This is a genomic window from Magnetospirillum sp. 15-1 (genome assembly GCF_900184795.1).
Classification (GTDB): Bacteria; Pseudomonadota; Alphaproteobacteria; order Rhodospirillales; family Magnetospirillaceae; genus Phaeospirillum.
Map to the genome: position 1 here is coordinate 461,981 of NZ_FXXN01000028.1, position 25,711 is coordinate 487,691.

Here is a 25,711-nt window from a genome sequence, read left to right on the forward strand (position 1 = left end):
CTGCCCGGCATGAAGCCGGGCAGGACGGAATGGCCTAATGACGGTCCAGTCTGGCGAGGAAGCTGTCGATGGCGCTCTGGAATTCGCCGGTGGTCCGGGCCAGTTCCTGGGTGGCCAGGGCGATCTCCTCGGCGCCACCCGCCGCCGAGTCCACCGTCGACATCACGTCTTTCAGCCGCCCCGCCACGTCGGCGGTTCCCTCGGCGGCCTGACGGACCCGCTCGGCGATGTCGCCGGTGGCGGCATCCTGAAGGGTCATCACCTCGGAGACCCGCCGCGAAATCCCGTTCATCTGGGCGATAATCTCGCCGATCGAGCCGATCTCGGTCACCACCTCGCCGGCCGAGTTCTGGATCGAGCCCACCACCTGGCCGATCTCCTCGGTGGCCCGCGCGGTCTGGCTGGCCAGATGCTTGACCTCGTTGGCGACCACGGCGAAGCCTTTTCCCGCCTCGCCCGCCCTGGCCGCCTCGATGGTGGCGTTCAGGGCCAGCAGATTGGTCTGGGCCGCGATATCGGTGATCAGGGTGACGATCTCGCCGATCCGCCGGGTCGATTCGTCGAGGCCGGCGATGGTTCCCGATGCCCGCTCGGCGGCGGTCAGCGCCTTGCCGGCGATGGCGCTCGCCTCGTCGACATGGCCGCGCACTTCGGCGATGGACTGGGACAGGTCATGGGCGGCGACGGCGACCACATCGACGCTGGCCGCCACCGCGTCCGAGGCCTGCACCGCCTCGTTGCAGCGGCCCCGCGACGTGCCGACATCGGCCAGGACCACCTTGGACTTGGCGCGGGCGACCTTGACGTTGGCGGCAACGCTGGGCACCAGATCGTGCAGCGAATCCTGGAAATCACCGCGGACACCGTCGATGGCCTGACGCCGGGCGATGGCGGCGCGGCGCTGCTGGGTCTCGCTCTCCTGATGGCTGCGCAGGACCTCCCAGATGTTGAGCTTGACCAGCTCGGCGGCGGCGGCCATGCGGCCGAGCTGATCACCGCGGCGACCGCCCGGCACCTTGGTGTCGAGCTTGTTCTCGGCCAGCCGGGTCAGGCTCTCCGTCATGGACACCACCACGCCCACCGCCCGGCCGCCCAGGACAAACGCCAGGACCAGGGCGACCAGGGCCGCCGCCGCCTGAATCCATAAGGCCGCCCCCGTCGCCCCCGTGGCCAGCGACCCGGCCAGTCCCGCCACCGCCGCAAGCGCCGGCAGGGCCAGGGTCACCACCAGGGAATGGGGGCTGAGCAGCGGCAGCACGCGGAAGCGCTCCCCGAGGAAGTCCTTGTAGGCCATGTCCTCCTTCATGACATGCTCGACCAGCCAGGCCTCGATGGAATCGGCGAATTTGGCGGTCACCCCGCCCCGCCGGCCGGCGCGCCAATCGGTCAGCACCGCCATGGCCTCGTTGGCGAAGCGATCGTGATTGGCCTTGTGACCGGAAAAGCCCGGATAGCCGTTGCCCTCGAGCAACGCTTCCTCGCGGCGGAAATGGTAGGCGGCGAATTCGATCATGCGCTCGAGCAGAAACTCGATGTCGTCGGGATGAGCCTGCTCCACCGCCATGGTGCGCAACTCGTCGATCATAGTGAAAAGTTTCCGGTGATCCTCATCAATGGCGACGATGCCCACCGAGAATTGAGAGTTCCACTGTACGGCCATGATGCCTGCCCTCGGTCAGCCAGCGCATATCAAGGAGAAGACCTCGGCATCTGGCACAATGAACAACAAATCGAGCCAGTATATTTGGACAAATCCCGGCAGCATCGACTTGACGCCAGTCAATAAGGCGCCATTCATCAAAATTATATGAAATCAGCATCTCAGGCCCGAGATGTTGATGTTAGTCAAAACTTGGCCCGCATTTATTTCTGCTACTTTGGATCGGCTTCAGACTGACGGCACAAGGCGTCCGCAATCGGAACCCTCGCGCCCGCCCGGCGATCAAGGGCCGCGAATTGCCGGGCGGAGCACACGCGCCCCGCCCAGCAATTTGTTGATCTACGAAGACAAATCGAATATCTGCCTGGGGCGAGTTTCAAGTTTTCCCATCAGGAGCGCCGCCCTTGGCCGGACATTTCCGCCACCGCTTACTGGCGTTGAAAGACGCCGAGCAGGCGTTGCGCCTTGAACTGCTGCAATCGGGCGAGCCGGTGGGCGGTTACCCGCCCCGGCTGCGCCGCCTGCATGAATCCAATGCCCGCGAGCTGGAACTGATCGTCGACGACGAAGGCTGGCCCACCGCCGACGCCGCCGGTCCCGACGGAGCCGAGGCCGCCTGGCTGGTGGCCATGCATTCCGTGTCGCGGCCCAGTTTCATGCGTCGCTGCCTCGGCCTGCTGAAATCCGCCGCCAACCGCGACGAGGTGCCGCGCCGCCACGCCGCCATGCTGGAAGACCGCATCCGCGCCCTGGAAGGCCGGCCGCAGAAATACGGCACCCAACTGGACTGGCAGAACGGCAGGCTCTCCGCCCTGCCCATCGAGGATGAAGCGGGGGTGGATACCCGCCGCACCGCCGCCGGCCTCGCACCCCTGGCCGAAACCATCGCCACGGCGCGGGCCGCCGCCCAGTCGGACGGCGCCCCGCCGCCCGAGGAATGGGAAGCCTCCAGCTCGGTGCTCGAGGCGCTGGCCCGCGAAGTGGGCTGGCGGGAATAGGGGAAACGGCGAGGCGGCGCTTGCCCCGCCTCCTCCGCCATGCTCTATGGCGCATAGCAACGGCAGGTGAGTCAGCATGTACAGCGACGACGATCTCGACGCGGCCACCGCCGCCGGAATCCTGACCTCCGAGACGGCGGCGGCGTTCCGCCATTTCGTCGCCGGCCGGCAATCGGCTCATGATGCCGACGAGGAGAGCGTGCGCCTCGTCACCAGCTTCAACGACATCTTCGTCACCATCGCCGCCATCCTGCTGCTGTCGGCGCTGGGCTGGCTGGCCGGCAAGTTCAGCCCGGCTTTGGGCGGTGCCTCGGCGGCCATTGCCGCCTGGGCCTTCGCCGAGTACTTCACCCGCAAACGCCGCATGGCCCTGCCCAGCATCGCCCTGCTGCTGGCCTTCGTCTACGGCGTGTTCGCCACCGGACTGGGCCTAAGCGGTGTCCAGGACGCCTTCCGGGGCGGCTACGGCGTCGCCGCCTCGGCCGCCGTCGCCGCCCTGGCCACCTGGGGCCACTGGCGCCGCTTCATGGTTCCCGTCACCGTCGCCGCCGGAGCGATGAGCGCCGCCGGGGCGCTGCTGGCCCTGGGTATCGCCCTGGTGCCCGCCTTGCGTGATTTCACCCTGCCGCTGATCTTCACGGCCGGGCTGGGATTGTTCGGTCTGGCGCTCCGGTGGGATGCCGGGGATCTGGCGCGCAGGACGCGGCGCTCGGACGTGGCGTTCTGGCTGCATCTGGCCGCCGCCCCGCTGATCGTTCACCCGGTGTTTTCCCTGCTGGGAGCCGGCGGCGCCACCGTCGCCGGAGCCGCCGGAGCCGTCACCATCTATATCGTGCTGGCCGTGGTGGCCCTGGCGGTGGACCGCCGGGCCTTGCTGGTTTCGGCGCTGGCCTATGTGCTTTACGCCGCCACCACCCTGTTCGAGGCGGCGGGCTTGTCCACCGAGGCCTTCGCCCTCACCGCCCTGGTGATCGGCTCGGCGCTGCTCAGCCTGTCGGCCTTCTGGCACCATGCCCGCCGGCTGGTGCTGGCGCCGCTGCCCGCCTCGCTGCGGCAAAGGCTTCCCAACGCATGACGCGAGTGGGCTAAAACTGGCGGGAAAGGTCGATTAAGTATAAGGTGCCGGCCAGCAAGCCCCCTTTCGCCACAGGTTCGCCGCCCATGTCCAGTGCTTCCCTTCGCCGCCCCCGTCCCGTCGTGCTGTGCATCCTGGACGGCTGGGGCTGGCGCGAAGAAACCGCCGACAACGCCATCGCCCAGGCCGACACCCCCAATTGGGACCGCTTCCTGGCCAGCTATCCCCACGCCCTGCTGCACACCTCGGGCCTGCAGGTGGGGCTGCCCGACGGGCAGATGGGCAATTCCGAGGTGGGGCACATGAATCTCGGCGCCGGCCGGGTGGTGATGCAGGACCTGCCGCGCATCGACACCGCCGTGGCCGACGGCTCGCTGGCCGCCAATCCGGTGCTGACCCGGATGATCGCCGCCCTGAAGCGGAGCGGCGGCGCCTGTCACCTGATGGGACTCCTGAGCCCCGGCGGCGTCCATTCCCACCAGGACCATCTGGCCGCCCTGGCCCGCACCATTTCCGATGCCGGTGTGCCGGTGAAGGTTCACGCCTTCCTCGACGGCCGCGACACGCCGCCCAGCAGCGCCAAGGGCTTCATGGAACGCTTCCTGGCCGACGTGAAGGGCCACGACGTTTCCGTCGCCACCGTGTCGGGCCGCTACTACGCCATGGACCGCGACAAGCGCTGGGATCGCGTCTCGCTGGCCTGGAACGCCATGGTCGAGGCCAAGGGCGCGGCCGCCGCCGATCCGCTGGCCGCCATCGCCGCCTCCTATGCCGACGGCAAGACCGACGAGTTCATGCTGCCCGCCGCCATCGGCTCCTATGCCGGCATGAAGGACGGCGATGGCCTGCTGATGGGCAATTTCCGCGCCGACCGGGCCCGCGAGATCCTCGACTGCCTGGTCAACCCGACCTTCGACGGCTTCGCCCGCGCCCGACAGGTGGCCTTCGCCGCCCGTGTCGGGCTGACCGAGTATTCCAAGGACCTGAACGCCTTCCTCGACACCCTGTTCGGGCCGGAATCGCTCTCCAACATCCTGGGCGAGGTGCTGAGCGACGCCGGCCTCAGGCAGTTGCGCATCGCCGAGACCGAGAAGTACGCCCACGTCACCTTCTTCTTCAACGGCGGGCGCGAGACGGTGTTCCCCGGCGAGGAACGCATCCTGGTCCCCAGCCCCAAGGTCGCCACCTACGACCTGCAGCCGGAAATGAGCGCGGTGGAGGTCACCGACAAGCTGGTGGCCGCCATCGAGGGCGGCACCTTCGACGTGGTGGTGGTCAACTACGCCAATGGCGACATGGTCGGCCATACCGGCTTCCTCAAGGCGGCCATCGCCGCCGCCCAGACGGTCGACGTCTGCCTGGGACGGCTGGAGGCGGCGGTCGCCAAGGCCGGCGGCACCATGCTGGTCACCGCCGATCACGGCAATGCCGAGCAGATGAGGGACCCCGAGACCGGCGAGCCCCACACCGCCCACACCACCGGCCCGGTACCGGCCGTCCTCGTGGCCCCGCCCGCCGGCGTCACCGGCATCGGCGACGGCCGTCTGGCCGATGTGGCGCCGACCCTGCTGGCCCTGCTGGGCTTGGCCCAGCCGGCCGAGATGAGCGGGCATTCCCTGCTCCGCCAGACCCTCCGTGCGGCGGGTTAGACTCATCATGCCGGCGGTTCGGCATGTCGAACCGCCTTTTGACCCCTCGCCGGGCACGCCCCTCCGGGCGCTTGGCCGCGGCCGCAATGGCCGCTGGAGGGCGGCTGTCGCCGCCGCCCTTCTTTTCGGAACGGCGCTGCTCCTTCTGGGGGCGGCGCCCGCCTTTGCCACCTGGGACCGCCCGGTGGATGCCGGCGAACGCCTGCGGGAACTGGAAGGCCAGTTGGAGCGCTCGCGCGCCCAGCACGAGGACGTGCGGCGCAAGGCCGAGGAACTGTCGGCCGAGACGGCGCGGCTGCGCGGTGACATGGTCAAGGCGGCCCGCGCCGCCCAGGAAAGCGAGGACCTGCTCTCCGAACTGGAATTCCAGTTGGAAGACCTGCGCCGGCGCGAGGTCAGCAGCTCCGACGCCCTGGAACGCCGCTCGCGCCAGATGGTCGGCGTGCTCACCGCCCTGCAGCGTCTGGCCTGGCGCCCCACCGAGGCGCTGCTCGCCCAGCCGCAGAGTCCGGCCGACACGGTGCGCTCGGCCATCCTGCTGCGCGCCGCCGTGCCGCAGATCGAGCAATCGGCCCGCGAATTGCGGGTGGAGATCGACGGCGTCGCCAAGCTGCGCAGCGAGATCAGCGAGCAGCGCAAGCTGATCGCCAGCACCACCGGGGCGCTGGAGCACGAACACGTCCGCATCAAGGATATGTTCGAGCGCAAGTTCCAGGTGCAGAACGCCACCGAGCAGGAACGCCGCGCCCTGGAAGCCCGGCTGCAGGACCTGGGCAGTCAGGCCGAGGATCTGCGCGACCTGCTGGGCCGCCTGGACCAGGAGCGCGAACGCCGTCTGGCCGAGGCCGCCGCCAAGGCCGCGGTGGAGAAGGCCGCCCGCGAGGCCGAGGCCACCGCCCGACGCGCCGCCCGCGAGGCGGAACTGGCCGCCCAGAAGGCGGCGCGCGATGCCGAACTGGCGGCGCAAAAGGCCGCGAGCCAAGCCGTCGCCGAAGCCAAGGCCCGTGACGAGGCGGCCAGCAAGGCCGCCCAGCAGGCCGCCGCCGAGGCCAGGGCCCGCGAGGACGCCGCCGCCCGCGCCGCCCAGGAGGCCGAACTGAAGGCCCAGGCCGAAGCCAAGGAAAAGCAGCTGGCCGCCGAAAAGGCCGCCCACGAGGCCGAACAGGCCTCACGCGAGGCCGCCGCCACCCGCCCGGTGAAGAACGACAAGCCGTTCAGTCAGGCCCAGGGGCGGCTGCCCTATCCCGCCCGCGGCCGCGTCGTCGAGACCTATGGCCAGCCCAACGACGTCGGCCACGTGGCCAAGGGCATCACCATCGCCACCCGCAAGGCGGCGCAAGTCATCGCCCCTTACGACGGACACGTGGCTTTTGCTGGCCCGTTCAGGGGTTACGGCCTTCTCTTGATCATCGAACACAGCGAAGGCTATCATACGCTGCTGGCGGGAATGGCGCAGATCGATTGTGCCGTCGGTCAGAAGCTGTTGACGGGAGAGCCCGTCGGCGTCATGGGGCAGGACGACAGCAAGCCCAACCTTTACGTGGAGCTGCGCCGCAATGGCCAGCCGGTCAACCCGTTGCCTTGGCTCATGGCACAAAAAAGTAAGGCTAGTGGATGATTCGCAAGATTCTGATCGCGGCGGGCAGCTTCGCCCTGCTGTCGACGACCGCTCTCACCCCCGTTTCCGCCGCCGAGCGCAAGGAGACTTACAAGCTCCTCGACCTGTTCGGCGAGGTGCTGGAAAAGGTCCGCAGCGAATACGTGGAGCCCGTCAATGACGAGGAGCTGATCGAGGCGGCGCTGAACGGCATGCTGAGTTCGCTGGACCCCCATTCCGGCTACCTCAACCCCAAGAACTCCAAGGACATGGACATCCAGACCCGAGGCGAGTTCGGCGGGCTGGGCCTGGAAGTGACCATGGAGAACGGCTGGGTCAAGGTGGTGTCGCCCATCGACGACACCCCGGCCTACCGCGCCGGCATGCAGCCCGGCGACTTCGTCACCCACCTGGACGGCGAGCCGGTCCAGGGCCTGTCGCTGTCCGAGGCGGTGGATCGCATGCGCGGCACCGTCAACACCGACATCAAGCTGACCGTGCGCCGCGCCGGGGTGGAACAGCCCTTCGACATCAAGCTGACCCGCGCCGTCATCAAGGTCCAGACCGTCAAGGGCCAGCAGCACGGCGACATCGGCTATATCCGCATCTCGCAGTTCAGCGCCACCACCCACGCCGATCTGGTGCGCATCATGGCCCAGCTGAAGAAGGACATCGGCAAGACGCCGACCGGCTTCGTCATCGATCTGCGCAACAACCCCGGCGGCCTGCTGGATCAGGCGGTGGCGGTGTCCGACGACTTCCTGGACAAGGGCGAGATCGTCTCGACCCGCTCGCGCCGTCCCGAGGATACCCAGCGCTTCAACGCGCGGCCCGGCGACATCGCCGACGGCCTGCCGCTGGTGGTGCTGATCAACGACGGTTCGGCCTCGGCGTCCGAGATCGTCGCCGGCGCCCTGCAGGACCACAAGCGCGCCGTGCTGCTCGGCACCCGCTCGTTCGGCAAGGGCTCGGTCCAGACCTTGATGCCGCTGCACGGCCACGGCTCACTGCGCCTGACCACGGCGCGCTACTACACGCCGTCGGGCCGCTCCATCCAGGCGGTGGGCATCGAACCCGACATCAAGGCGCAGCAATCCAAGGTGGAGCCCATCGCCGGCGCCAACGTGGAGCGCCGCTCCGAGGCGTCCCTGCGCAAGGCCCTGCCCAATCCCAACGGCGACAAGACCAAGCCGGCGGACAAGGACAAGGCGCCCGAGCCCGAAGCCAAGGCCCCCGAGCACAAGGCTCCGGAGGCCAAGGGCGAGGGCAAGGCGGAAGCTCCGACCCCGATCAAGCTGGGCGACCCGGCCCAGGATTACCAGCTGGCGCGGGCTCTCGACCTGTTGCGCGGCCTGTCGCTCTATCGTCCGGCCCAGCGGTAAGCGGGGCTCGGACACCAGGCCATGGCATCGGATCGGCACGACGATCTCGAAGAACTGGACGAGGATCCGGTCCCCGAGATCGTCGTCGAGGAGTTCAAGGCCCCCCGCAAGCCCATCAACTTCAAGCCGATCCTGATCGGCTTGCTGGTGCTGGTGCTGGGCGGTGGATTGGGCGGCGCGGCCTATCTGCTGACGGCTTACGACGTGCGCGACGTCATCGGCCTGATGGATGTGGGCGAGAACCCGCCCAAGCTGTCCTTCGAGTTGCCGGGACGCGGCGAGCCGCCCAAGCCGGGGGTGGGCGGCGGCCTGCTGACTCCGCCCGTGGCGCCGGGTGCGGCGTCCTCGGGCGGCGAGATGCTGAAGGCGGCGCCCGACGACACGCCGCCCCCCGACGCCCTGCTGCCGCCCGCCGAGGCCAAGCCCGACGCCAGGCCGGAGGCGAAGCCCGAGGCCAAGCCCGACACCAAGGTGGCGGTCCTGCCGCCCGAAGGCGGCTATGTGGCCGAGCCGGAATCGCCGGTCTCCAAGGCCTTCGCCCCCAAGGCGCCGCCGCCGGTGGATTCGTCGGGCATTCCCAGCCAGCCCAATCCGCGCAGCGCCGACAAGCCGCCCAGCTACGAGGGCCTGCCCGAGCGCAAGGGCGAGGTCAAGGCGCTGCCCGCCGCTCCCGTCAAGGAGATGCTGAAGCGCACCGCCATCGGCGACCTGCCCATGCCGTCCCCCGAGGGCAAGCAGCCCTGGCAGGTCTATGCCCGGCCGTGGTCCGGCCCCGCCGATCGCGGCAAGGTGGCGGTGGTGGTCATGGACATGGGCCTGGACAAGGCCGCCACGGAAGCCGCCATCGCCAAGCTGCCGCCCGAGGTGACCCTGGCCTTCAGCCCCTATGCCCAAAGCCTGGACAAATGGGTGAAGAAGGCCCGCGATTACGGTCACGAGGTGCTGATGGTGCTGCCCGCCGACATGGCCGGCACCCAGCCCCGCGACCCCGGCCCGCTGGGCATGACCAATTCGGTCCCGCCGGAAAGCAACCTGGCCCGCCTGGAAGGGGTGATGGCCCGTGGCGCCGGCTATACCGGCGTCATCTCGCTGGGCGACAAGTTCGCCGCCACCGAACAGATCGTCCAGACGCTGGGCAAGCTGCGCGACCACGGCCTGCTCTATGTGGGGCCGGGAACCGCCCCGGCCGACCGCATCCCGCCCATCGCCCCGGTCACCGCCATCGCCGATACCGACCTGTTCCGGGAAGCCATCGAGATGCGCCTCAATCAGGTCTCCATCGCGGCGCGCACCAGGGGCAAGGCCCTGGTGGTGATCAATCCCCGGCCGCTGTCCTATGACCGGCTGCTGCCCTGGCTCAACGATTTCGACGGCCAGAAGCTGGTGATCGTGCCGGTCTCCACCCTGGTCCAGCCCCCGCCCGCCCCCGGAAAGTCATGAGCAAGAAGCACAAGGCCCCATTGCTGCCCTACGACCAGCGCCCCTACCGTCCCGGTATCGGACTGGTGCTGCTCAACCCCCAGGGGCTGGCCTTCGTCGCCCAGCGCATCGACACCCCCGGCAACGCCTGGCAATTCCCCCAGGGCGGCATCGACGAGGGCGAGGACCCGCGCGCCACCGCGCTCCGAGAGATGGAGGAGGAAATCGGTACCAACAAGGCCGAGATCATCGCCGAGAGCCGCGAATGGATTTCCTACGACCTGCCGCCCGAGGTCGCCGACAAGAGCTGGAAGGGCCGCTTTCGCGGCCAGGCCCAGAAGTGGTTCTGCGCCCGCTTCACCGGCACCGATGCCGACATCAACCTGGAAACCGAGCATCCCGAGTTCTGCCGCTGGCGCTGGATGGAACTGGCGGAAGTGCCTCCGCTGATCATCCCGTTCAAACGGGTGCTCTACGACAAGGTCGCCGCCGAGTTCCTGCCCGTGGTGCAGGCCATGCGGGTCTGACCACGGTATTCCCGCTCAAATAATCATCTTCAGCTTCTGCCCCGGCTTGACGCCCTCGCCGTCGGCAAGGCCGTTGAGCACGCGGAAGCGCTCGACCTTGTGGTCCTCGTAGGGCAGTTGCTCGGCCAGTTTTTCCACCGTGTCGCCGGCCTTGGCGGTGATGATCTTCAGCTTCAGCGGCTTCATGGCGGATTTCTCCGCCTCCGACAGCTTGCGCAGGGACAGGCCCGAGGTCTTGAACTCCTGGGCATGGGCCGCCGTGACATTGGGCGGGGTGAGGTAGAGGAAGCGATAGGTCACCTTGCCGTTCTTCACCGCCAGCAGGCGGGCATCCATGGCGCCCTTGTTGGTGTTGAGCTTGGTCATCCCGGTGGCCGCCGGCATGCCGTTGATCTCCAGCGCCTCGATGGAGGTCAGCCGGGCGCCCTTGGCCCACTGGGTCTGCAGGTAGTTGGTCATGTCGCCCTGGGCCTCGGCCCCCATGTCGAAACGGATCAGCGAACCGTCCGTGTGGGTCGCCGTCACCGATTTGGGGCCGTTGATCAGGCGGAAACCAGCCGGCACCTCGTAGCGGATGCCCAGTCCGGCATGGGAGAACACCCGGCCGCGCACCACGCCTTCGTCGGGGTCGTCGCCGACCAGCAGGCCGTCCATGTGGGCCAGATACTGATCTCGCCCCACCGCTCCCTTGTGATCCTCGAACTTGACCGCCGCCGCCGCGTCCTTGACCCGGTCGATGGTGCGTGGATGGCTGGCGAACATGGAATATTCGTCCACCGAATCCGGCGGCCGCCCGGCCAGCACCGCCTCGAGCCGGGATTGCTCGCGCAGCTTGTTCAGAAAGGTCGCCATGTATTCCGGGTTCCAGCCGCTGTTGTTCATATAGCGGATGCCCAGTTGATCAGCCTCGCTCTCCTGGTCGCGGGAATAGCCCTGGATATAGGCCGCCGCTCCCATTTGGGCGATGTCGCCGGTCCCCGATACGCCGGTCAGCACGCCCACCACCACGCCCAGCACGCCGGTCGCCACATTGGCGGCCATGGCCTGGCTGTAGCGCTGGGCGGTGTGGCGGCCGGTGACGTGGCCGATCTCGTGGCCGACCACTCCCGCCAGTTCCGCCTCGTCGTCGGCCAGGGCCAGCAATCCCCGGGTGACGTAGACATAGCCGCCGGGCAGCGCCATGGCGTTGACGATGGTGCTGTTCAGCACCGTGAAGCGGAAGGTCGCGCCGGGCGTCTCGGTATTGCCCACCAGCCGATTGCCGATGCCGGCCACATAGGCCTGGACCTTGGGGTCTTCATAGGCGCCGCCGAACTGCTTCAAGATGTCGGGATGGGCCTCGGCGCCCATCTTCTGCTCGTCCTCGGCCGACAGAACGTTGAAATTGCTGCGCCCGGTCCCCGGCGAGACCTGACACGAGGTCAGCAGGGTCGAGGCCAGCAGGGCGGCGAGCAAGGTGGTGGAGCGGCGCATTTTTCCCTCGGCGGATGGGGCCGTGAAGGGGAATGATACGACGTCCACCGGCGGGGGCAAGCGTCGCCTTACTCCATCTTCTTGCCGTAGCCCCGGGGCGTATAGGTCCAGGTGTGCTGGCCGGCGGTGAAGGTGCGGGTCTCGCTGGAGCCCACCACCACCATGGTCAGCATGTCCACCTTGTCGGCGTCCAGGTCGGCGAGGCGGGTCACCTCCACCGTCTCGCCGGGACGGCCCAACTGGCGGGCCAGGATCACCGGCGTGTCGGGGCCGCGCCCGGTCAGCAGGATGTCGCGGGCCCGAGGCAACTGGTCGCGGCGACGCTGCGACACCGGATTATAGAAGCACACCACGAAATCGGCCATGGCGGCGGCCTTGAGACGGGTCTCGATGCTGTCCCAGGGCGTCAGCAGATCGGACAGCGAGATGGTGCAGAAATCGTGGTTGACCGGGGCGCCGGCCCGCGCGGCCGCCGCCTGCAGCGCCGAGATGCCCGGCACCACGACAACCTCGACGCGGTTCCAGTCGGCCCGCTTCCTGCGGTCCAGCAGTTCGAACACCAGGGTGGCCAGGGCGTAGATACCGGGATCGCCGGAACACACCAGACTGACCGTGCGGCCCTCGGCGGCGAGGTCCAGGGCCTTGGCGGCGCGGGCCTCCTCGGCGCCCAGCGCGCTTTCGTGCCGATCCTTGCCCTGGACCGCGTTGCCCAGCAGGTCGAGATAGAGGCCGTAGCCGACCAGATCGCTGCTGGCCTCGATGGCCGCCGAGGCCTCGGGCGAGCGCCAGTGGGGCGTGCCGGGACCGATGCCCACCACGAACAGCCTGCCGCGCGCCCGGCCGACCTTCCGGGCCGCGACGGCGCGGGGCGCCCGCGCCACCGCCATGGTGGTGCGCGCGCCCTTGATCTTGGGAACCACCAGGACACCGTCGCTCCCCGCCGCCGCCAGGGCGGCGCCTTCCGCCACGCCGTGGCAGCCGGTCTCGGCGAACACCACGTCGGACGGAGTGGCGAGGCGGGAGGCCTCGGCCTCCAGCTCGGCCGCCGTGAAGAAGCGGGCCGGCACCCCCAGCTCGGCGGCCAGGGCATGCACCGCCGCCTCGTCGGCCTTGAGGTCGATGCTGGCGACGCAGGCGATGGATTGGGGCGACAGCACTTCCTGGGCCAGCACGTCCTTGACCAGGGCGCTCAGTTCCTCGGCCGGCGTGCCACGCTCGCAGCCCACCCCCAGCACCAGAGTCGGGGGGTGCAGCACCAGTTCGTGGTCATCGGGATCGACCGACCGGTCGGTGATGCGGACGGCCAGATCGCCCTCCTCGGCGAAGACCACGCCGTTCAGCCAGTCGGCATCGCCGACCTCGACCTCCAGCGTGACCTTCTCTTCCGCCAGCAGGGCGGCGGTCACCGACTTGACGGCGGCCGGATTGGCGACGCGCCAGCCGGGCGGCGGATCGTCCAGGGCCACGCCCAGAGCCAGTTCCCCGGCGGTGGTCAGCGCCGGGCGCACCTGCAGGCTGCGGGCGATCTGGCGGGCCAGGGCATTGGCGCCATGATGGCCGCCCAGCAGCGGCACCACCGAGGACCCGTCAACCGCCACGGCGAGAACCGGCGGCTCGGCCTGCTTGTCGCCCAGCACCGGCCCCAGGGCACGGATCAGGATGCCGGCGGCGCAGATGCCGATGATGGGGGTGCGGGCGGCGAACAGGGTACGCAGATGGGCGGATGTGTCCTGAAAGCCGACGTCTCCCTCTACCCGGCCGATCAGGCCGTGGATGGAGGCGCCGGGCAGCGTCGCCTGCAGCGCGCGGGCGGTTTCCAGTCCGGCGGGGGTCACCACCACCAGGGCAATGTTCAAAGCCATGCGTTTCCTCTGCGGTGCACCAGGATCAGGGAGAAATAGGGAAGCTCGGTGACGGTGGCCGGGTCGTGGGCCTTGCGCCCCGGCAGCCCGACACGCTCGACGATGCGGGCCTTGTCCCACAGGCCGAGACGCTGCAGCACGCCCCGCACCTTGGGCAGATGGCGGCCGACCTTCATGATCACGGCGGCATCCGACGCGGCCAGCGCCGCCTCGATCTCGGCGGCCGGACGGGTGGCCGGGATGATCGCCACCCCGTCGTCCCAGGCGCACAGCGGTGCCCGCAGGTCGGCGGCGGCGGCCATGACGGACGACACGCCGGGCACCACCTCGATGGCGAAGCGGGGCGACAGGCGGGCGAACAGGTAGATGAACGAGCCGAAGAAGAACGGATCGCCCTCGCACAGCACCGCCACGTCGCGCCCCGCCTCCAGATGGGCGGCGATCTCGGCCGCCGCCCGGTCATAGGCGGCCTCGGTACCGTCGCGGTCCACGGTGAAGCCCATGCGGATGGCGATCTCGACCTTGCCCGCCGGGATGTGCGGGGCGGCGATGGTCCGCGCCAGCCCCTCGCCCTCCAGCGGCGCCGGCCAGGCCAGCACCGGCACCTCGCCGATCAGCCGCACCGCCTTCAGGGTCAGCAGCTCCGCGTCGCCCGGGCCGATGCCGATGCCGTAGAGGGTGGCGGTCAAGACGCCCTCCATGGTCCGGGCGAATGGGCCGTTTCACCACCAAGACACCAAGGGCACCAAGAGGCAGAAGAGATGGACACGGCGTCACCTCGCGAAGGAAGACTTGGTGTTCTTGGTGTCTTGGTGGTTTGTCCACCGAGCGGCCCACACCCGCGGACGAGTTCGAGCGACAGAATCACTTCTTCCACCCCACGTAACGGGTCACCGGCAGGGCGGGATGCCAGGCGTGGAAGCCGCCCACCCGGTCGAGATGGGCCACGGACAGCCGGGTCATCTCGCCGCCGTGCAGGCCGTAGAGCGCCACCAGGGCCGCCTCGCCCTCCATGGTCACCGCGTTGGCCACCAGCCGCCCACCCCGGCCCAGGGCCGACCAGCAGATGTCCAGCAGCCCGGCCTCGGATACCCCGCCGCCCACGAAGATGGCGTGGGGCGGTTCGCGGTCGAGCGGCAGGGCGTCGGGGGCGCGGCCGGCGATGATCTCGAGATTGGGCACGCCCAGGCGGGCCGCGTTGCGGGCGATGCGCTCCAGGCGGTCGGGCTTGCTCTCGATGGCGATGGCATGGCCGCCGGCCCGCATCCATTCGATGGCGATGGAGCCGCAGCCCGCCCCCACGTCCCACAGCACCTGACCGGGGGTGGGTGCCAGAGCGGCCAGGGTGGTGGCGCGGATATCGCGCTTGGTCAACTGGCCGTCATGCTCGAAGGCTTCGTCGGGCAGGCCGGGCACCAGGGAAAGCGGGCGCAGGCCCCGCTCCGCCACGCATTCCACCGCCACCACGCAAAGGTCCGAGGTGCAGCCGGCCACGTCGGTGAGCCGCTCGCCGGGGCCACCCAGATGTTCCAGCACCGCCACGCGGCTGGGGCCAAACCCCCTGGATTCCAGCAGCGCCGCCACCTTGGCCGGGCTGGCGCGATCCTCGGCCAGGACCAGCAGGCGCCGCCCCGGCGCCAGATGCAGGGCCAGGGATTCGACCGGCCGCCCGTGGATGGTCAGAAACAGGCAATCCTGCAAGGCCCAGCCCAGCCGGGCGGCGGCCAGGGAGAAGGCGCCGGGATGGGGCAGCACCGCAACCCCGTCCGCCCCGAACCAGCCGATCAGGGTGGCGGCGGCGCCGAACCACAGCGGCTCGCCGCTGGCCAGTACCACCACCCGCCGGTCGGCGCGGGCCTCGAGCAGGGCGCGGCTGTGGGCGAAGGGCGAGGCCCATTCCAGCCGTTCGGCCCCATTGGCCGGAATCATGGCGAGATGGCGGGCGCCGCCCACCAGCACCTCGGCGCCGTCGATCAGGGCGCGGGCGGCGGGGCAAAGCCCGTCCAGACCATCCTCGCCGATGCCGATGACGGTGATCATTTCAATCCCCCGGCCAGGGCGTTGACGGCCGCCGCCGCCATGGCGCTGCCGCCCCGGCGGCCCTTCAGCGCCACATGGGGCAGGCCCGAGGCGATCAGGGCGTCCTTGCTTTCCACCGCGCCGACGAAGCCGACGGCGAAACCCAGGATAACGGCGGGACGGGGCGCTCCGGCCGCGATCAGTTCCAGCAGGCGGAACAGGGCGGTCGGGGCATTGCCCACCGCCACTATCGAGCCGTCCAGATGGGGCAGCCACTTCTCGACGCCCAGGGCGGAGCGGGTGGTGGCGGCGTCCCTGGCCTCGGCCTGGCTCACCTCGTTCAGGGTGCAGATCACCCGATTGGCGGCGGGCAGGTTGCGGCGGATGATGCCGTGGGCCACCATCTCGGCGTCCACCAGGATGGGGGCGCCGCCCTTAAGAGCCCGTGCTCCCGCCAGCCCGGCGCCCTCGCTCCACGCCAGATCGGCGGCGATCTCGGTCATGCCGCAGGCGTGCACCACGCGAACCGCCAGATCGGCCAGATCGCCGGGCATGCGCGCCAGATCGGCCTCGGCCCGGATGGTGGCGAAGCTCTGACGGTAAATCTCGGCGGGGTCGCTGATCCAGGCGGTCACGGCCCGGCCTCAGTCGTGACGGTGGGGACGGTAGGCATGCCCATGGCCACCATGGTGATGGCCATGATCGTGGTCATGGTGGTGCCCGTGATCATGTCCGTGATCGGCGTCGGTGCCGATGCCGCGCACATGGTGGTGATGACCGGCCTGCACGGCGCCCACCGAGGTCTCGTAGCCCACCACCTGTTCGCGGTACTTGCACAGGCTGCAGTTCATGGCGGGCGAGCCGTCGAGGATCTCGCCCACCCGTTCCACGAAGCTGTCGACCACCAGGGGATGGTCGTTGAGATAGGGGGCCTTGACGAACTCGATGTCCGGATGGGCGGCGGCGGCCTGATCGGTCCACTCGTAGATGCGCTTGACCAGGATGCCGGTGAACAGGAAGTACGGGAAGACGACGACCCGCTTGTAACCCAGCCGGGTCACCCGCTCCAGCGCCTGGTCGACCAGGGGATAGGCGACGCCGGAAAAGGCGATCTCGGCCCAGCCGAAACCCATGCCTTCCCACAGCATGCGCGCCACCTTGGCGATGTTGGAATTGGCGTCGGGATCGTTGGTGCCGCGCCCGACCACCAGCAGCAGGGTGTCCTTGCGCTCGATATCCGAAGCGGCTTTTGCCTCGGCCTCCTCGATGCGGGCGCGGGCGGCGGCCAGCAGCTTGGTGTCGATGGCCAGTTCACGCCCGAAGGTGATGGGCAGGTCCGGATTCTCGGCGGCGAAGGAGTTGATCTCCCACGGCAGGTCGTTCTTGACGTGGCCGGCGGCGAACAGCATGCCCGGCACCGCCAGGATGCGCGACACCCCCTTGGCCTTCAGGGCGTCGAGGCCGGTGCGGATGATCGGCGTGGCGAATTCGAGGAAGCCCGAATCCACCGCGTATTGCGGCAGCCTTTGGGCCAGATGACCGGCCAGCGCCTGGAATTCCCGGATGGCATCCACGTCGCGGCTGCCGTGGCCGCACAACATCACACCGATCTTCTTGCTCATCTCGCCCTGGTCCTTGCCTTCGAGCCACCCGGCTGGTCCATGCCTCCGGCCGGTTTGAAACGGGGACTATAGGCGTGAGGACCCGAGCGATTCCAGCCAAATTCGGCGCAGCCTCAGGGCGCCCCTCGGGATTGTTGAACCACGAAGGCACGAAGAGACGAAGAAAAGAGAAGAAATTTCCTTCTTCTTCGTGATCCTTCGCGCCTTCATGCCTTCGTGGTCAAATCCTCGGCCGCCGGGCGATCATCGCCGTTGACGCCGTGCCCCCGCCCCGCCCATCCTTGCCCCATGTTTCCGCTGTTCATGCAATCCGCTCACGCCCCAGACGGTCTGATGCTGCTGTTCATGGCCATCGCCGTCGACGCGGCGCTGGGCGAGATGGGGCCGCTGTTCCGCCTGTTGCCCCATCCGGTGGTGCTGATCGGCCGCCTCATCGGCGCGCTCGACCGCCGGCTCAACCGGCCCGAGCGCTCCGAGGCCGACCGCCGCCGGCGGGGCATTCTGGTGGCGCTGGGGCTGAGCGTGGTCGCCTTGGGGACCGGGGCGGTGATCGCCTTTCTGGCCCGCACCCTGCCCCATGCCTGGCTGTTCGAGGTCTTCGTCGCCGCCACCCTGCTGGCCCAGCGCTCACTGTTCGAACACGTCCACGATGTGGCGGTGGCGCTGAAGGACAACGGGCTGGAGGCCGGGCGCTATGCCGTGTCGCGCATCGTCGGACGCGATCCCCAGAGCCTGGATTCCCACGGCGTGGTCCGCGCCGCCGTGGAAAGTCTGGCCGAGAATTTCGGCGACGGGGTGGTGGCGCCGGTCTTCTGGTACGCGCTGCTCGGCCTGCCCGGCCTGCTGCTCTACAAGACCATCAACACCGCCGATTCCATGATCGGTCACCGCAACGACAAGTACCGGGCCTTCGGCATGGCCTCGGCCCGGCTGGACGATGCGCTGAACCTGATCCCGGCCCGCCTCGCCGGGCTGCTGCTGATTCTGGCCGCGCCGTTCGTGCCCAGGGGCCGGCCGTGGGGCGCCCTGGTCACCATGCTGCGCGACGCGGGCCACCACCGCTCGCCCAATTCCGGCTGGCCCGAGGCCGCCGCCGCCGGTGCCCTGGATCTGGCGCTGGGTGGCCCGCGCAAGTATCCCGGGCTGGTGGTGGACGAGAAATGGATCGGCACGGGCCGGGCACGGGCCGAGACCTCCGACATCCAGCGGGCGCTGCATCTCTACACCGTGGCCTGCCTGCTTCAGGTGGGCGGGGTGATCTTCCTGCTGTGGCTACAGGCCTGACAGCCGCCGCAGCCGGTCCATGTCCAGGTGCTTTTCCAGATGATCGGCGAGGCGGTCCAGCACGCCGTCGACCATGGGCTCGTAGGCGAGGCCGGAATCCCGCCCCAGCAACGCGGCGCGGAAGGCATCCGAGCCGAACAGGCCGTGCAGGTAGCAGCCCATGATCCGCCCGTCCGCCGACACCGCGCCGTCGGGTCGCCCCTCCAGGGTAAGGAAGGGCCGCGCCGTGTCGGGACCATGGGTGCGGCCCATATGCATCTCGTAACCGGCCACCGGATGGCCGGCGCCATCGGTGCCCGACGCCCGGCGCAGCACCTTGTCGCCCTCCATGACGGTGTCGATATCCAGCAGGCCGAGACCGGCGGCCACGCCGCCCTTCGGTCCTTCGACGCCCAGGGGATCGGCGACGCTGTTGCCCAGCATCTGGAAACCGGCGCAGACGCCCAGCACGCGGCCGCCCCGGCGCGCATGGGCCAGGATATCGATGTCCCAGCCCTGGGCGCGCAGGAAATCCAGATCGGCGATGGTGGATTTCGAGCCGGGCAGAATGATCAGATCGGCATCGAGCGGCAGCGGGCGGCCCGGCTCCACCATGTCGAGGCTGACCCCCGGCTCGGCGGCCAGGGGATCGAAATCGTCGAAATTGGCGATGCGCGACAGGCGCGGCACGGCGATCTTCAAACCATCGCCTCCGGCCCGTCCCTTGCCCAGCGAGGCGGAATCCTCGGCCGGCAACAGGGCGGCATCGGCGAACCACGGCACGATGCCGAGACAGGCAAGGCCGGTCTTGTCCCGGATGATGTCGAGCGCCGGGGTGAACAGCGCCGGATCACCGCGAAAGCGGTTGATGATATAGCCCCCTAGCCTCGCCCGCTCCGCCTCGGGCAGGATGGCCCAGGTGCCGACGATGCTGGCGATCACGCCCCCCCGGTCGATGTCGGCCACCAGCACTACCGGCAGGTCGGCGGCCTCGGCGAAGCCCATGTTGGCGATATCGGCGGCGCGCAGGTTGACCTCGGCGGCGCTGCCGGCCCCTTCCACCACCATCAGGTCGGCGTCCGCGGCGAGGCGGCCGTAGCTTTCCAGCACGCGGGGCAGCAGAGTGGGCTTCAAGGCGTGGTAGTCGCGCGCCGTGGCGCTGGCGATCACGCGTCCCTGCACCACCACCTGGGCGCCGGTCTCGCTTTGCGGCTTCAGCAGCACCGGGTTCATGTCCGAGCGGGGCTCGACCCCGGCGGCTCGGGCCTGCAGCGCCTGGGCGCGGCCGATCTCGCCGCCATCCGTGGTGACGGCGGCATTGTTGGACATATTCTGCGGCTTGAACGGGCGGACGGCCAGCCCCTGGCGGGCGAACAGCCGGCACAGCCCGGCCGCCACGAGCGACTTGCCCACGTCCGAGCCGGTACCTTGCAGCATGAGGGCGGGTGTTCTCTTCATGGAGCGGACTGTCGCAGACGGCACGCATGGGAGCAAGACGCATGCCGAGGGTTGTCTCTTTCGCCCCGATCACGATATGACGGGGCGATGGGTACCGCGTTTCTCCTCCACATCAATGGCCGCAGCCTGCCGGTCGCCGTCAAGCGGTCGGGCCGGGCGCGCAACATGAGCCTGCGCCTCGACCCCACCGGCGGATCGCTGGTGGTGGTGCTGCCCGACGGTGTGCCGGAGCGCGAGGCCGAACGCTTCGCCCACCGTCAGACCGCCTGGATCGAGAGTCGCCTCGCGGTGATGCCCGGTCCCATTCCCTTCGCCGATGGCGGCGAGGTCCCGCTGCTCGGCCTGTCCCACCTGATCCGCCACGAGCCCCAGGCCCGGCGCGGCGTGTGGGCGGAAGAAGGGGTGATCCACGTCTCGGGCCGCCCCGAGCACGTGGCCCGCCGGGTCGGGGAATTCCTGCGTGGCGAGGCCCGCGTGGTGATGGCCCACCATTCCCGCCAGTTGGCCGCCGAGCTGGGCCGCAAGCCGGGCCGCGTCACGGTGCGCGACACCACGTCGCGCTGGGGCAGCTGCTCGGCGCGGGGCGACCTGTCGTTCTCGTGGCGGCTGGTCTTGGCGCCGGATTTTGTCGGCCGCTATGTCGCCGCCCACGAGGTCGCCCATCTGGCCGAGATGAATCACGGCCCCGATTTCTGGGCGCTGGTCGACGGACTGGTCGGCGACAGCGCGGCGCCGCGCGCCTGGCTGAAGCGCCATGGGCCACAATTGCACCGTTACGGGGGACATGTTGAGTAATGTAACGCCGTCGCGGCGCATCGCGGTGCTGCTGACCCTTCTGGTGGCCTTCGGCCCGGTCTGCACCGATCTCTATCTCGCCTCGCTGCCCGACATGGCCCGCGATCTCGCCACCACCACCACCATGGTGCAGATGACGCTGTCGGCCTTCGTCGGCGGCTTCGCGGTGATGCAACTGGTCTACGGCCCGCTGTCCGACCGCTTCGGCCGGCGGCCGCTGATCCTGGGCGGCATCCTCATCTATGTGGCGGCCAGCCTCTATTGCGTCGTCGCCCCCACCGTCGAGGCGCTGATCGTCGGGCGGTTCTTTCAGGCGGTGGGCGCCTGCTGCGGCCCGGTGCTGGGCCGCGCCGTGGTCCGCGACCTGTTCAGCCGCGAGCAGGCCGCCAAGGTGATGAGCTACATGGCCTCGGCCATGGCGCTGGCTCCGCTGGTGGCGCCCACCATCGGCGGCTGGTTCCACACCTGGTTCGGCTGGCGCTCCAATTTCGTGCTGCTGGCCCTGTTCGGCGTCGCCCTGCTGGTCCTGGTCTGGCGCCTGCTGGCCGAGACCAACCATCACAAGGATTCCCAGGCGCTCAATCTGGGGCGCATGCTCGAGAATTACCGTGAGCTGCTGACCCACCGCCTGTTCCTCGGCTACGTGCTGACCATGACGGCGGCGTTCGGCGGGCTGTTCAGCTTCATCTCCGCCTCGAGCTTCGTGCTGATCGACGTCATGGGCATGGAGCCGCGCTTCTTCGGTCTGGCCTTCTCCCTGGCCTCGGCGGGCTATGTGATGGGCGGCTTCGCCGGGGCCAAGCTCACCCACCGCTTCGGCATCGAGCGCATGGTGGGGGTCGGCACCCTCGGCTGCGCCCTGGCCGGTATCGCCCTGGCCGCCCTGGTATGGTCGGGACTGGCCAAGCCGGGCGGTGTGGCCGGCATCGTCATGATCATGGGCCTGGTGATGGCCTTCTTCGCCGCCTGCGCCCTGGTCCTGCCCAACGCCACGGCGGGCGCCATCGCCCCCTTCCCGCGCGCGGCGGGCACCGCCTCGTCGGCCATGGGGTTCATCCAGATGAGCGGCGGCGCCGTCGCCGGCTGGCTGGTGGGGCGGTTCTACGACGGCTCGGCACGGCCGCTGGCCGCCATGATGGCGGTGATGGGGCTGGTGGCGCTGCTGATCTATCTCAGGGCGGTGCGGCCGGCAGCCAGACGGTGAAGGTCGAGCCCTCGCCCACCCGGCTGTCGATGGCGAGATGGCCGCGATGGCGGTTGACGATGTGCTTGACGATGGCCAGCCCCAATCCGGTGCCGCCCATCTTGCGCGAGCGCGCCGTGTCCACCCGGTAGAAGCGCTCGGTCAGGCGGGGCAGATGCTCGGACGGGATGCCTTCGCCGTGATCCCTGACCGCCACCCTGACCACCGGACCGGCCCTGAGCGCCGCACCCGCTCCGGGGGGCAGGGACTCGGCCAGGGCGACGCTCACCTCCACCGAGGTTCCGTCGTTGCCGTACTTCACGGCATTGTCCATCAGGTTCTGAAACAACTGGGCCAGTTGGTCGGGCTGGCCCGTCACCTGGGGCAGGTCGGCGGCGATGGAGAGCACCAACTCCATGCCGCGCGGGCCGACCAGGGGCTTCAGCGCCTCGGCGGTGCCGGTCACCAGACGGGCCAGATCCACCCGCTCGCTGGGCGGCGTATGCTCGTCCAGTTCGATGCGCGACAGGGACAGCAGGTCGGCGACCAGCCGGCTCATGCGGCCCGATTGCTCGGCCATGATGCCGAGGAATTTCTCGCGCGCCTCCTCGTCGTCCCGGGCCGGACCCTGCAGCGTCTCGATGAAGCCCGACAGCGCCGCCAGCGGGGTGCGCAGCTCGTGGCTGGCATTGGCGACGAAATCGGCGCGCATGCGCTCCATGGCCCGGATGGCGGTCAGCTCGTGCAGGGTCAGCAGGGCGATGGCCGCCTCGAAGGCCGGCTGGCCGTCCAGGCGGTCGATACGGGCGGCGAAGGTGCGCTCCACCGGAATGGCCTGGGTGAACTCGCATTCACGGAACGGCGCGGCCCCCGACAGCACCGCCTGCACCGCCTCGGTGACGCCCGGATCGCGCAGCACGGCGGCCAGATCGCTGCCCGCCGGGTCGCGGCCGAACAGCCGGGTGGCGGCGCGGTTGGTCCGCACCACGCGGCGGGCGGAATCCAGCAGCAGCAGCGGGTCGGGCAGGTTCTCCAGCAGGCTGGCGTTCCAGCGGGCGGTCTCGGCCAGTTCGGCCGAGCGCTGCTGCCACAGCCGGCGCAACGCCGCCACCGAAGCGGCGATCTCGGCCAGCACCATGCCGTCCTTGCCGGGCGCGGTGGCGATGTCGCCGCCATGGGCCAGGGTGCGGACCCAGTTGGCCAGCCCCGACAGCTCGCCCAGGTGCGAGCGCACCAGGGGCAGCAGCAGCGAGGTCACCATCACCCAGGTTCCCACGGCGGGCCACGCGTCCAGCCGTCCGGCCCCGGCCAGCACCACCAGCATGATGGCGGTGGGACTGGACAGGAACAGGGCGAACAGCAGAACGCGGCCGGAAGTGACCGTTCCCCGGCTCACGCCCGCCACCGGTCAGCGCAGGGCGTCATGACAGGCCAGCACCGCCATGTTGACGATGTCGTTGGCGGTGGCGTCCATGGAGGTGATCTGCACCGGCTTGGCGAGGCCCACCAGGATGGGGCCGATGACGCTGACCCCGCCCAGCTTCTGCAGCAGCTTGGACGCGATGGTGGCGGAATAGAGGCCGGGCATCACCAGCACGTTGGCCGGCTCCTTCAGGCGGCAGAACGGGAAGTGGCTGAGCAGTTCCGGGTCCAGCGCCACGTCGGCGGCCATCTCGCCGTCATAGTCGAAATCCACCTTGCGGGCATCCAGCAGGCTGACCGCCGCGCGCATCCGGTCCGAACGCTCGCTGCTGGGATTGCCGAAATTGGAATAGCTGATCATGGCGACGCGCGGCTCGTGGCCCATCTGGCGGGCCTTTTGCGCCGTCTGCACCGCGATGTCGGCCAGTTGCTCGGGCGTGGGCGTCTCCATCACCGTGGTGTCTGCGACGAAGACCAGCTTGCCCTTGACTACGAACACCGTCATGCCGAACAGCAATTCGCCCGGCGTGGGATCGATGACCCTCTTGATCTCCTCGAAGGCCTGCCAGTAGTTGCGGGTCAGACCGGTGACCATGGCGTCGGCGTCGCCCGCCTGCACCATCAGGGAGCCGAAAATGTTGCGCTCCTGGTTGACCTGGCGCTGGACATCGCGGTACAGCGCGCCCCGGCGCTGCAGCCGCCGGTACAGCATGTCGGTGTAGGCCTTGGTGCGGGGCGAGATGCGCGAATTGATGATTTCCAGCGATTCGGCGGCCGGCAGGCCGATGTTCTTCATGGTCTCGCGGATGCGCTCCTCGCGCCCCAGCAGGATGGGGTGGCCGAGGCCGGCATTGGAGAACGCCACGGCGGCGCGAATCTGCTTTTCCTCCTCGCCCTCGGCGAACACCACCCGCTTGGGGTTGGCCTTGACCGCCTCGGTGATGGCCTGCATGCCGGCGCTGGCCGGATCGAGGCGGGCCGACAGTTCGCGCTTGTAGGCGCTCATGTCGATGATCGGCTTCCTCGCCACGCCGGAATCCATGGCCGCCTTGGCGACGGCGGGCGGGATCGAGGAAATCAGGCGTGGATCGAACGGCACCGGGATGATGTAGTCGGCGCCATAGCGCAGGCGGCGGCCGGAATAGGCGGCGTCCACCTCGTCGGGCACGTCCTCGCGGGCCAGGGCGGCGATGGCCTTGGCGGCGGCGATCTTCATGGCCTCGTTGATGGTGCTGGCCCGCACGTCGAGCGCGCCGCGGAAGATGTAGGGGAAGCCCAGGACATTGTTGATCTGGTTGGGATAGTCCGAGCGCCCGGTGGCGACGATGGCGTCGGAGCGTACCGCCTTGACCTCTTCCGGGGTGATCTCGGGATCGGGATTGGCCATGGCGAAGATGATCGGCCGGGGCGCCATGGACGCCACCATCTCGGGCGTGACCGCGCCCTTGGCCGACAGGCCGTAGAACACGTCGGCGCCCTCCAGCGCCTCGGCCAGGGTGCGGGCCTTGGTCGGCACGGCGTGGGCCGATTTCCACTGGTTCATGCCCTCGGTACGACCCTGATAGATGACGCCCTTGGTGTCGCACAGGATGACGTTCTCGTGGCGCACGCCCATGGCCTTGGCCAGCTCGATGCAGGCGATGCCCGCCGCCCCGGCACCGTTGACCACCACCTTGACCGTGGACATGTCGCGCCCGGTGAGGTCGAGGGAATTGATCAGGCCGGCCGCCGAGATGATCGCCGTGCCGTGCTGGTCGTCATGGAACACCGGAATGGGCATCAGCTCGCGCAGGCGCTGCTCGATGATGAAGCATTCCGGCGCCTTGATGTCCTCGAGATTGATGCCGCCGAAGCTGGGGCCGAGATAGCGGACAGCGGCGATGAACTCGTCCACGTCGCGGGTGTCGACCTCGAGGTCGATGGAATCCACGTCGGCGAAGCGCTTGAACAGCACCGCCTTGCCTTCCATCACCGGCTTGCTGGCCAGGGCGCCGAGATCGCCCAGCCCCAGCACGGCGGTACCGTTGGAGATCACCGCCACCAGATTGCCCTTGGCGGTGTAGTCATAGGCCAGGGCCGGATCGCGGGCGATGTGCAGACAGGGAAAGGCCACGCCCGGCGAATAGGCCAGCGACAGGTCGCGCTGGGTGGCCAGCGGCTTGGTGGGGACCACCTCGATCTTGCCCGGACGGCCCGAGGCATGCATCAGAAGGGTGTCGCGCTCCAGGGCGTCGGTGCCCTTGGCATCGGCATCGCGCGACGTCTCGGAGTGGAAATTGCTGGCCATGTGAGTCTGGTATCCCTGCT

20 protein-coding genes are annotated in these 25,711 nt (G+C 69.3%); 10 read left to right on the plus strand and 10 right to left on the minus strand.

The genetic code is table 11. From position 1 onward, the window contains the following. Positions 1–34: 34 nt before the first annotated feature. Positions 35–1,660: a bacteriohemerythrin gene (locus tag CP958_RS23515; RefSeq protein WP_096704609.1), complete on the minus strand. Its 1,626-nt coding sequence runs from the start codon at positions 1,658–1,660 to the stop codon at positions 35–37. Positions 1,661–2,064: 404 nt separating this feature from the next. Between CP958_RS23515 and CP958_RS23520 the strand changes: the two genes are divergently transcribed. The 7 genes from CP958_RS23520 (at position 2,065) to CP958_RS23550 (ending at position 10,307) form a co-directional block, all read left to right on the plus strand. Beyond that, on the plus strand, positions 2,065–2,658 hold the full coding sequence (locus tag CP958_RS23520) for a DUF6624 domain-containing protein (RefSeq protein WP_096704610.1): 594 nt from the start codon (positions 2,065–2,067) through the stop codon (positions 2,656–2,658). A gap of 76 nt (positions 2,659–2,734) precedes the next feature. Next, positions 2,735–3,733: a hypothetical protein gene (locus CP958_RS23525; RefSeq protein WP_096704611.1), complete on the plus strand. Its 999-nt coding sequence runs from the start codon at positions 2,735–2,737 to the stop codon at positions 3,731–3,733. An 86-nt stretch (positions 3,734–3,819) separates the two neighbouring features. Then, positions 3,820–5,382: a 2,3-bisphosphoglycerate-independent phosphoglycerate mutase gene (gpmI, locus tag CP958_RS23530; RefSeq protein WP_096704612.1), complete on the plus strand. Its 1,563-nt coding sequence runs from the start codon at positions 3,820–3,822 to the stop codon at positions 5,380–5,382. A gap of 7 nt (positions 5,383–5,389) precedes the next feature. After that, on the plus strand, positions 5,390–7,000 hold the full coding sequence (locus tag CP958_RS23535; protein ID WP_242443110.1) for a peptidoglycan DD-metalloendopeptidase family protein: 1,611 nt from the start codon (positions 5,390–5,392) through the stop codon (positions 6,998–7,000). Next, positions 6,997–8,361 (plus strand): S41 family peptidase, encoded by a 1,365-nt coding sequence (locus tag CP958_RS23540; RefSeq protein WP_096704614.1) that lies wholly within the window; start codon positions 6,997–6,999, stop codon positions 8,359–8,361. The genes CP958_RS23535 and CP958_RS23540 overlap by 4 nt, the downstream gene beginning before the upstream one ends. 21 nt (positions 8,362–8,382) lie before the next feature. Then, on the plus strand, positions 8,383–9,801 hold the full coding sequence (locus CP958_RS23545) for a divergent polysaccharide deacetylase family protein (RefSeq protein WP_096704615.1): 1,419 nt from the start codon (positions 8,383–8,385) through the stop codon (positions 9,799–9,801). After that, positions 9,798–10,307, plus strand: a complete 510-nt coding sequence (locus CP958_RS23550) for an RNA pyrophosphohydrolase (protein ID WP_096704616.1) — start codon at positions 9,798–9,800, stop codon at positions 10,305–10,307. The genes CP958_RS23545 and CP958_RS23550 overlap by 4 nt, the downstream gene beginning before the upstream one ends. A 15-nt stretch (positions 10,308–10,322) precedes the next feature. Here CP958_RS23550 and CP958_RS23555 read toward each other — a convergent pair whose 3' ends face one another. The 6 genes from CP958_RS23555 to CP958_RS23580 form a co-directional block, all read right to left on the minus strand. Further along, positions 10,323–11,780, minus strand: a complete 1,458-nt coding sequence (locus tag CP958_RS23555) for a M48 family metalloprotease (protein ID WP_096704617.1) — start codon at positions 11,778–11,780, stop codon at positions 10,323–10,325. 68 nt (positions 11,781–11,848) lie between these two features. Continuing rightward, positions 11,849–13,642, minus strand: coding sequence for a precorrin-3B C(17)-methyltransferase (cobJ, locus tag CP958_RS23560; protein WP_096704618.1), 1,794 nt, complete (start codon positions 13,640–13,642; stop codon positions 11,849–11,851). After that, positions 13,633–14,331 (minus strand): precorrin-2 C(20)-methyltransferase, encoded by a 699-nt coding sequence (gene cobI, locus CP958_RS23565; RefSeq protein WP_096705019.1) that lies wholly within the window; start codon positions 14,329–14,331, stop codon positions 13,633–13,635. The genes cobJ and cobI overlap by 10 nt, the downstream gene beginning before the upstream one ends. 175 nt (positions 14,332–14,506) lie before the next feature. Next, positions 14,507–15,682, minus strand: a complete 1,176-nt coding sequence (cbiE, locus tag CP958_RS23570) for a precorrin-6y C5,15-methyltransferase (decarboxylating) subunit CbiE (RefSeq protein ID WP_096704619.1) — start codon at positions 15,680–15,682, stop codon at positions 14,507–14,509. After that, complete coding sequence (locus CP958_RS23575; protein WP_096704620.1) at positions 15,679–16,296, minus strand: precorrin-8X methylmutase; 618 nt, start codon at positions 16,294–16,296, stop codon at positions 15,679–15,681. The genes cbiE and CP958_RS23575 overlap by 4 nt, the downstream gene beginning before the upstream one ends. 9 nt (positions 16,297–16,305) lie before the next feature. Beyond that, a complete protein-coding gene (locus CP958_RS23580; protein WP_096704621.1) occupies positions 16,306–17,283 on the minus strand; it encodes a sirohydrochlorin chelatase in 978 nt (325 codons plus the stop codon). 288 nt (positions 17,284–17,571) lie between these two features. Between CP958_RS23580 and cbiB the strand changes: the two genes are divergently transcribed. Next, complete coding sequence (cbiB, locus tag CP958_RS23585; RefSeq protein WP_096704622.1) at positions 17,572–18,567, plus strand: adenosylcobinamide-phosphate synthase CbiB; 996 nt, start codon at positions 17,572–17,574, stop codon at positions 18,565–18,567. On the opposite strand, the gene CP958_RS23590 is transcribed toward cbiB, so the two are convergent. Next, positions 18,556–20,004 carry a cobyric acid synthase gene (locus CP958_RS23590; protein ID WP_170959090.1) on the minus strand — a complete coding sequence of 483 codons (1,449 nt, stop codon included), beginning with the start codon at positions 20,002–20,004 and terminating at the stop codon, positions 18,556–18,558. The genes cbiB and CP958_RS23590 overlap by 12 nt on opposite strands. An 87-nt stretch (positions 20,005–20,091) precedes the next feature. On the opposite strand from CP958_RS23590, the gene CP958_RS23595 reads away from it, so the two are divergent. After that, positions 20,092–20,799 (plus strand): SprT family zinc-dependent metalloprotease, encoded by a 708-nt coding sequence (locus tag CP958_RS23595; protein WP_096705020.1) that lies wholly within the window; start codon positions 20,092–20,094, stop codon positions 20,797–20,799. After that, positions 20,789–22,003: a multidrug effflux MFS transporter gene (locus tag CP958_RS23600; RefSeq protein ID WP_096704624.1), complete on the plus strand. Its 1,215-nt coding sequence runs from the start codon at positions 20,789–20,791 to the stop codon at positions 22,001–22,003. The genes CP958_RS23595 and CP958_RS23600 overlap by 11 nt, the downstream gene beginning before the upstream one ends. On the opposite strand, the gene CP958_RS23605 is transcribed toward CP958_RS23600, so the two are convergent. Continuing rightward, the gene (locus CP958_RS23605) at positions 21,972–23,378 is read right to left on the minus strand and encodes an ATP-binding protein (protein ID WP_096705021.1); all 1,407 of its coding nucleotides are present in this window, start codon (positions 23,376–23,378) and stop codon (positions 21,972–21,974) included. The genes CP958_RS23600 and CP958_RS23605 overlap by 32 nt on opposite strands. Before the next feature lie 12 nt (positions 23,379–23,390). Continuing rightward, positions 23,391–25,691, minus strand: coding sequence for an NADP-dependent malic enzyme (locus tag CP958_RS23610; protein ID WP_096704625.1), 2,301 nt, complete (start codon positions 25,689–25,691; stop codon positions 23,391–23,393). Between the last annotated feature and the right edge of the window lie 20 nt (positions 25,692–25,711).

Coding starts and splice junctions, on each gene's coding strand:
- CP958_RS23515 (WP_096704609.1), bottom strand. CDS start 1,660: ATGGCCGTACAGTGGAACTCTCAATTCTCGGTGGGCATCGTCGCCATT.
- CP958_RS23525 (WP_096704611.1), top strand. CDS start 2,735: ATGTACAGCGACGACGATCTCGACGCGGCCACCGCCGCCGGAATCCTG.
- gpmI (WP_096704612.1), top strand. CDS start 3,820: ATGTCCAGTGCTTCCCTTCGCCGCCCCCGTCCCGTCGTGCTGTGCATC.
- CP958_RS23535 (WP_242443110.1), top strand. CDS start 5,390: ATGCCGGCGGTTCGGCATGTCGAACCGCCTTTTGACCCCTCGCCGGGC.
- CP958_RS23540 (WP_096704614.1), top strand. CDS start 6,997: ATGATTCGCAAGATTCTGATCGCGGCGGGCAGCTTCGCCCTGCTGTCG.
- CP958_RS23545 (WP_096704615.1), top strand. CDS start 8,383: ATGGCATCGGATCGGCACGACGATCTCGAAGAACTGGACGAGGATCCG.
- CP958_RS23550 (WP_096704616.1), top strand. CDS start 9,798: ATGAGCAAGAAGCACAAGGCCCCATTGCTGCCCTACGACCAGCGCCCC.
- CP958_RS23555 (WP_096704617.1), bottom strand. CDS start 11,780: ATGCGCCGCTCCACCACCTTGCTCGCCGCCCTGCTGGCCTCGACCCTG.
- cobJ (WP_096704618.1), bottom strand. CDS start 13,642: ATGGCTTTGAACATTGCCCTGGTGGTGGTGACCCCCGCCGGACTGGAA.
- cbiE (WP_096704619.1), bottom strand. CDS start 15,682: ATGATCACCGTCATCGGCATCGGCGAGGATGGTCTGGACGGGCTTTGC.
- CP958_RS23580 (WP_096704621.1), bottom strand. CDS start 17,283: ATGAGCAAGAAGATCGGTGTGATGTTGTGCGGCCACGGCAGCCGCGAC.
- cbiB (WP_096704622.1), top strand. CDS start 17,572: ATGTTTCCGCTGTTCATGCAATCCGCTCACGCCCCAGACGGTCTGATG.
- CP958_RS23590 (WP_170959090.1), bottom strand. CDS start 20,004: ATGAAGAGAACACCCGCCCTCATGCTGCAAGGTACCGGCTCGGACGTG.
- CP958_RS23595 (WP_096705020.1), top strand. CDS start 20,092: ATGGGTACCGCGTTTCTCCTCCACATCAATGGCCGCAGCCTGCCGGTC.
- CP958_RS23600 (WP_096704624.1), top strand. CDS start 20,789: ATGTTGAGTAATGTAACGCCGTCGCGGCGCATCGCGGTGCTGCTGACC.
- CP958_RS23610 (WP_096704625.1), bottom strand. CDS start 25,691: ATGGCCAGCAATTTCCACTCCGAGACGTCGCGCGATGCCGATGCCAAG.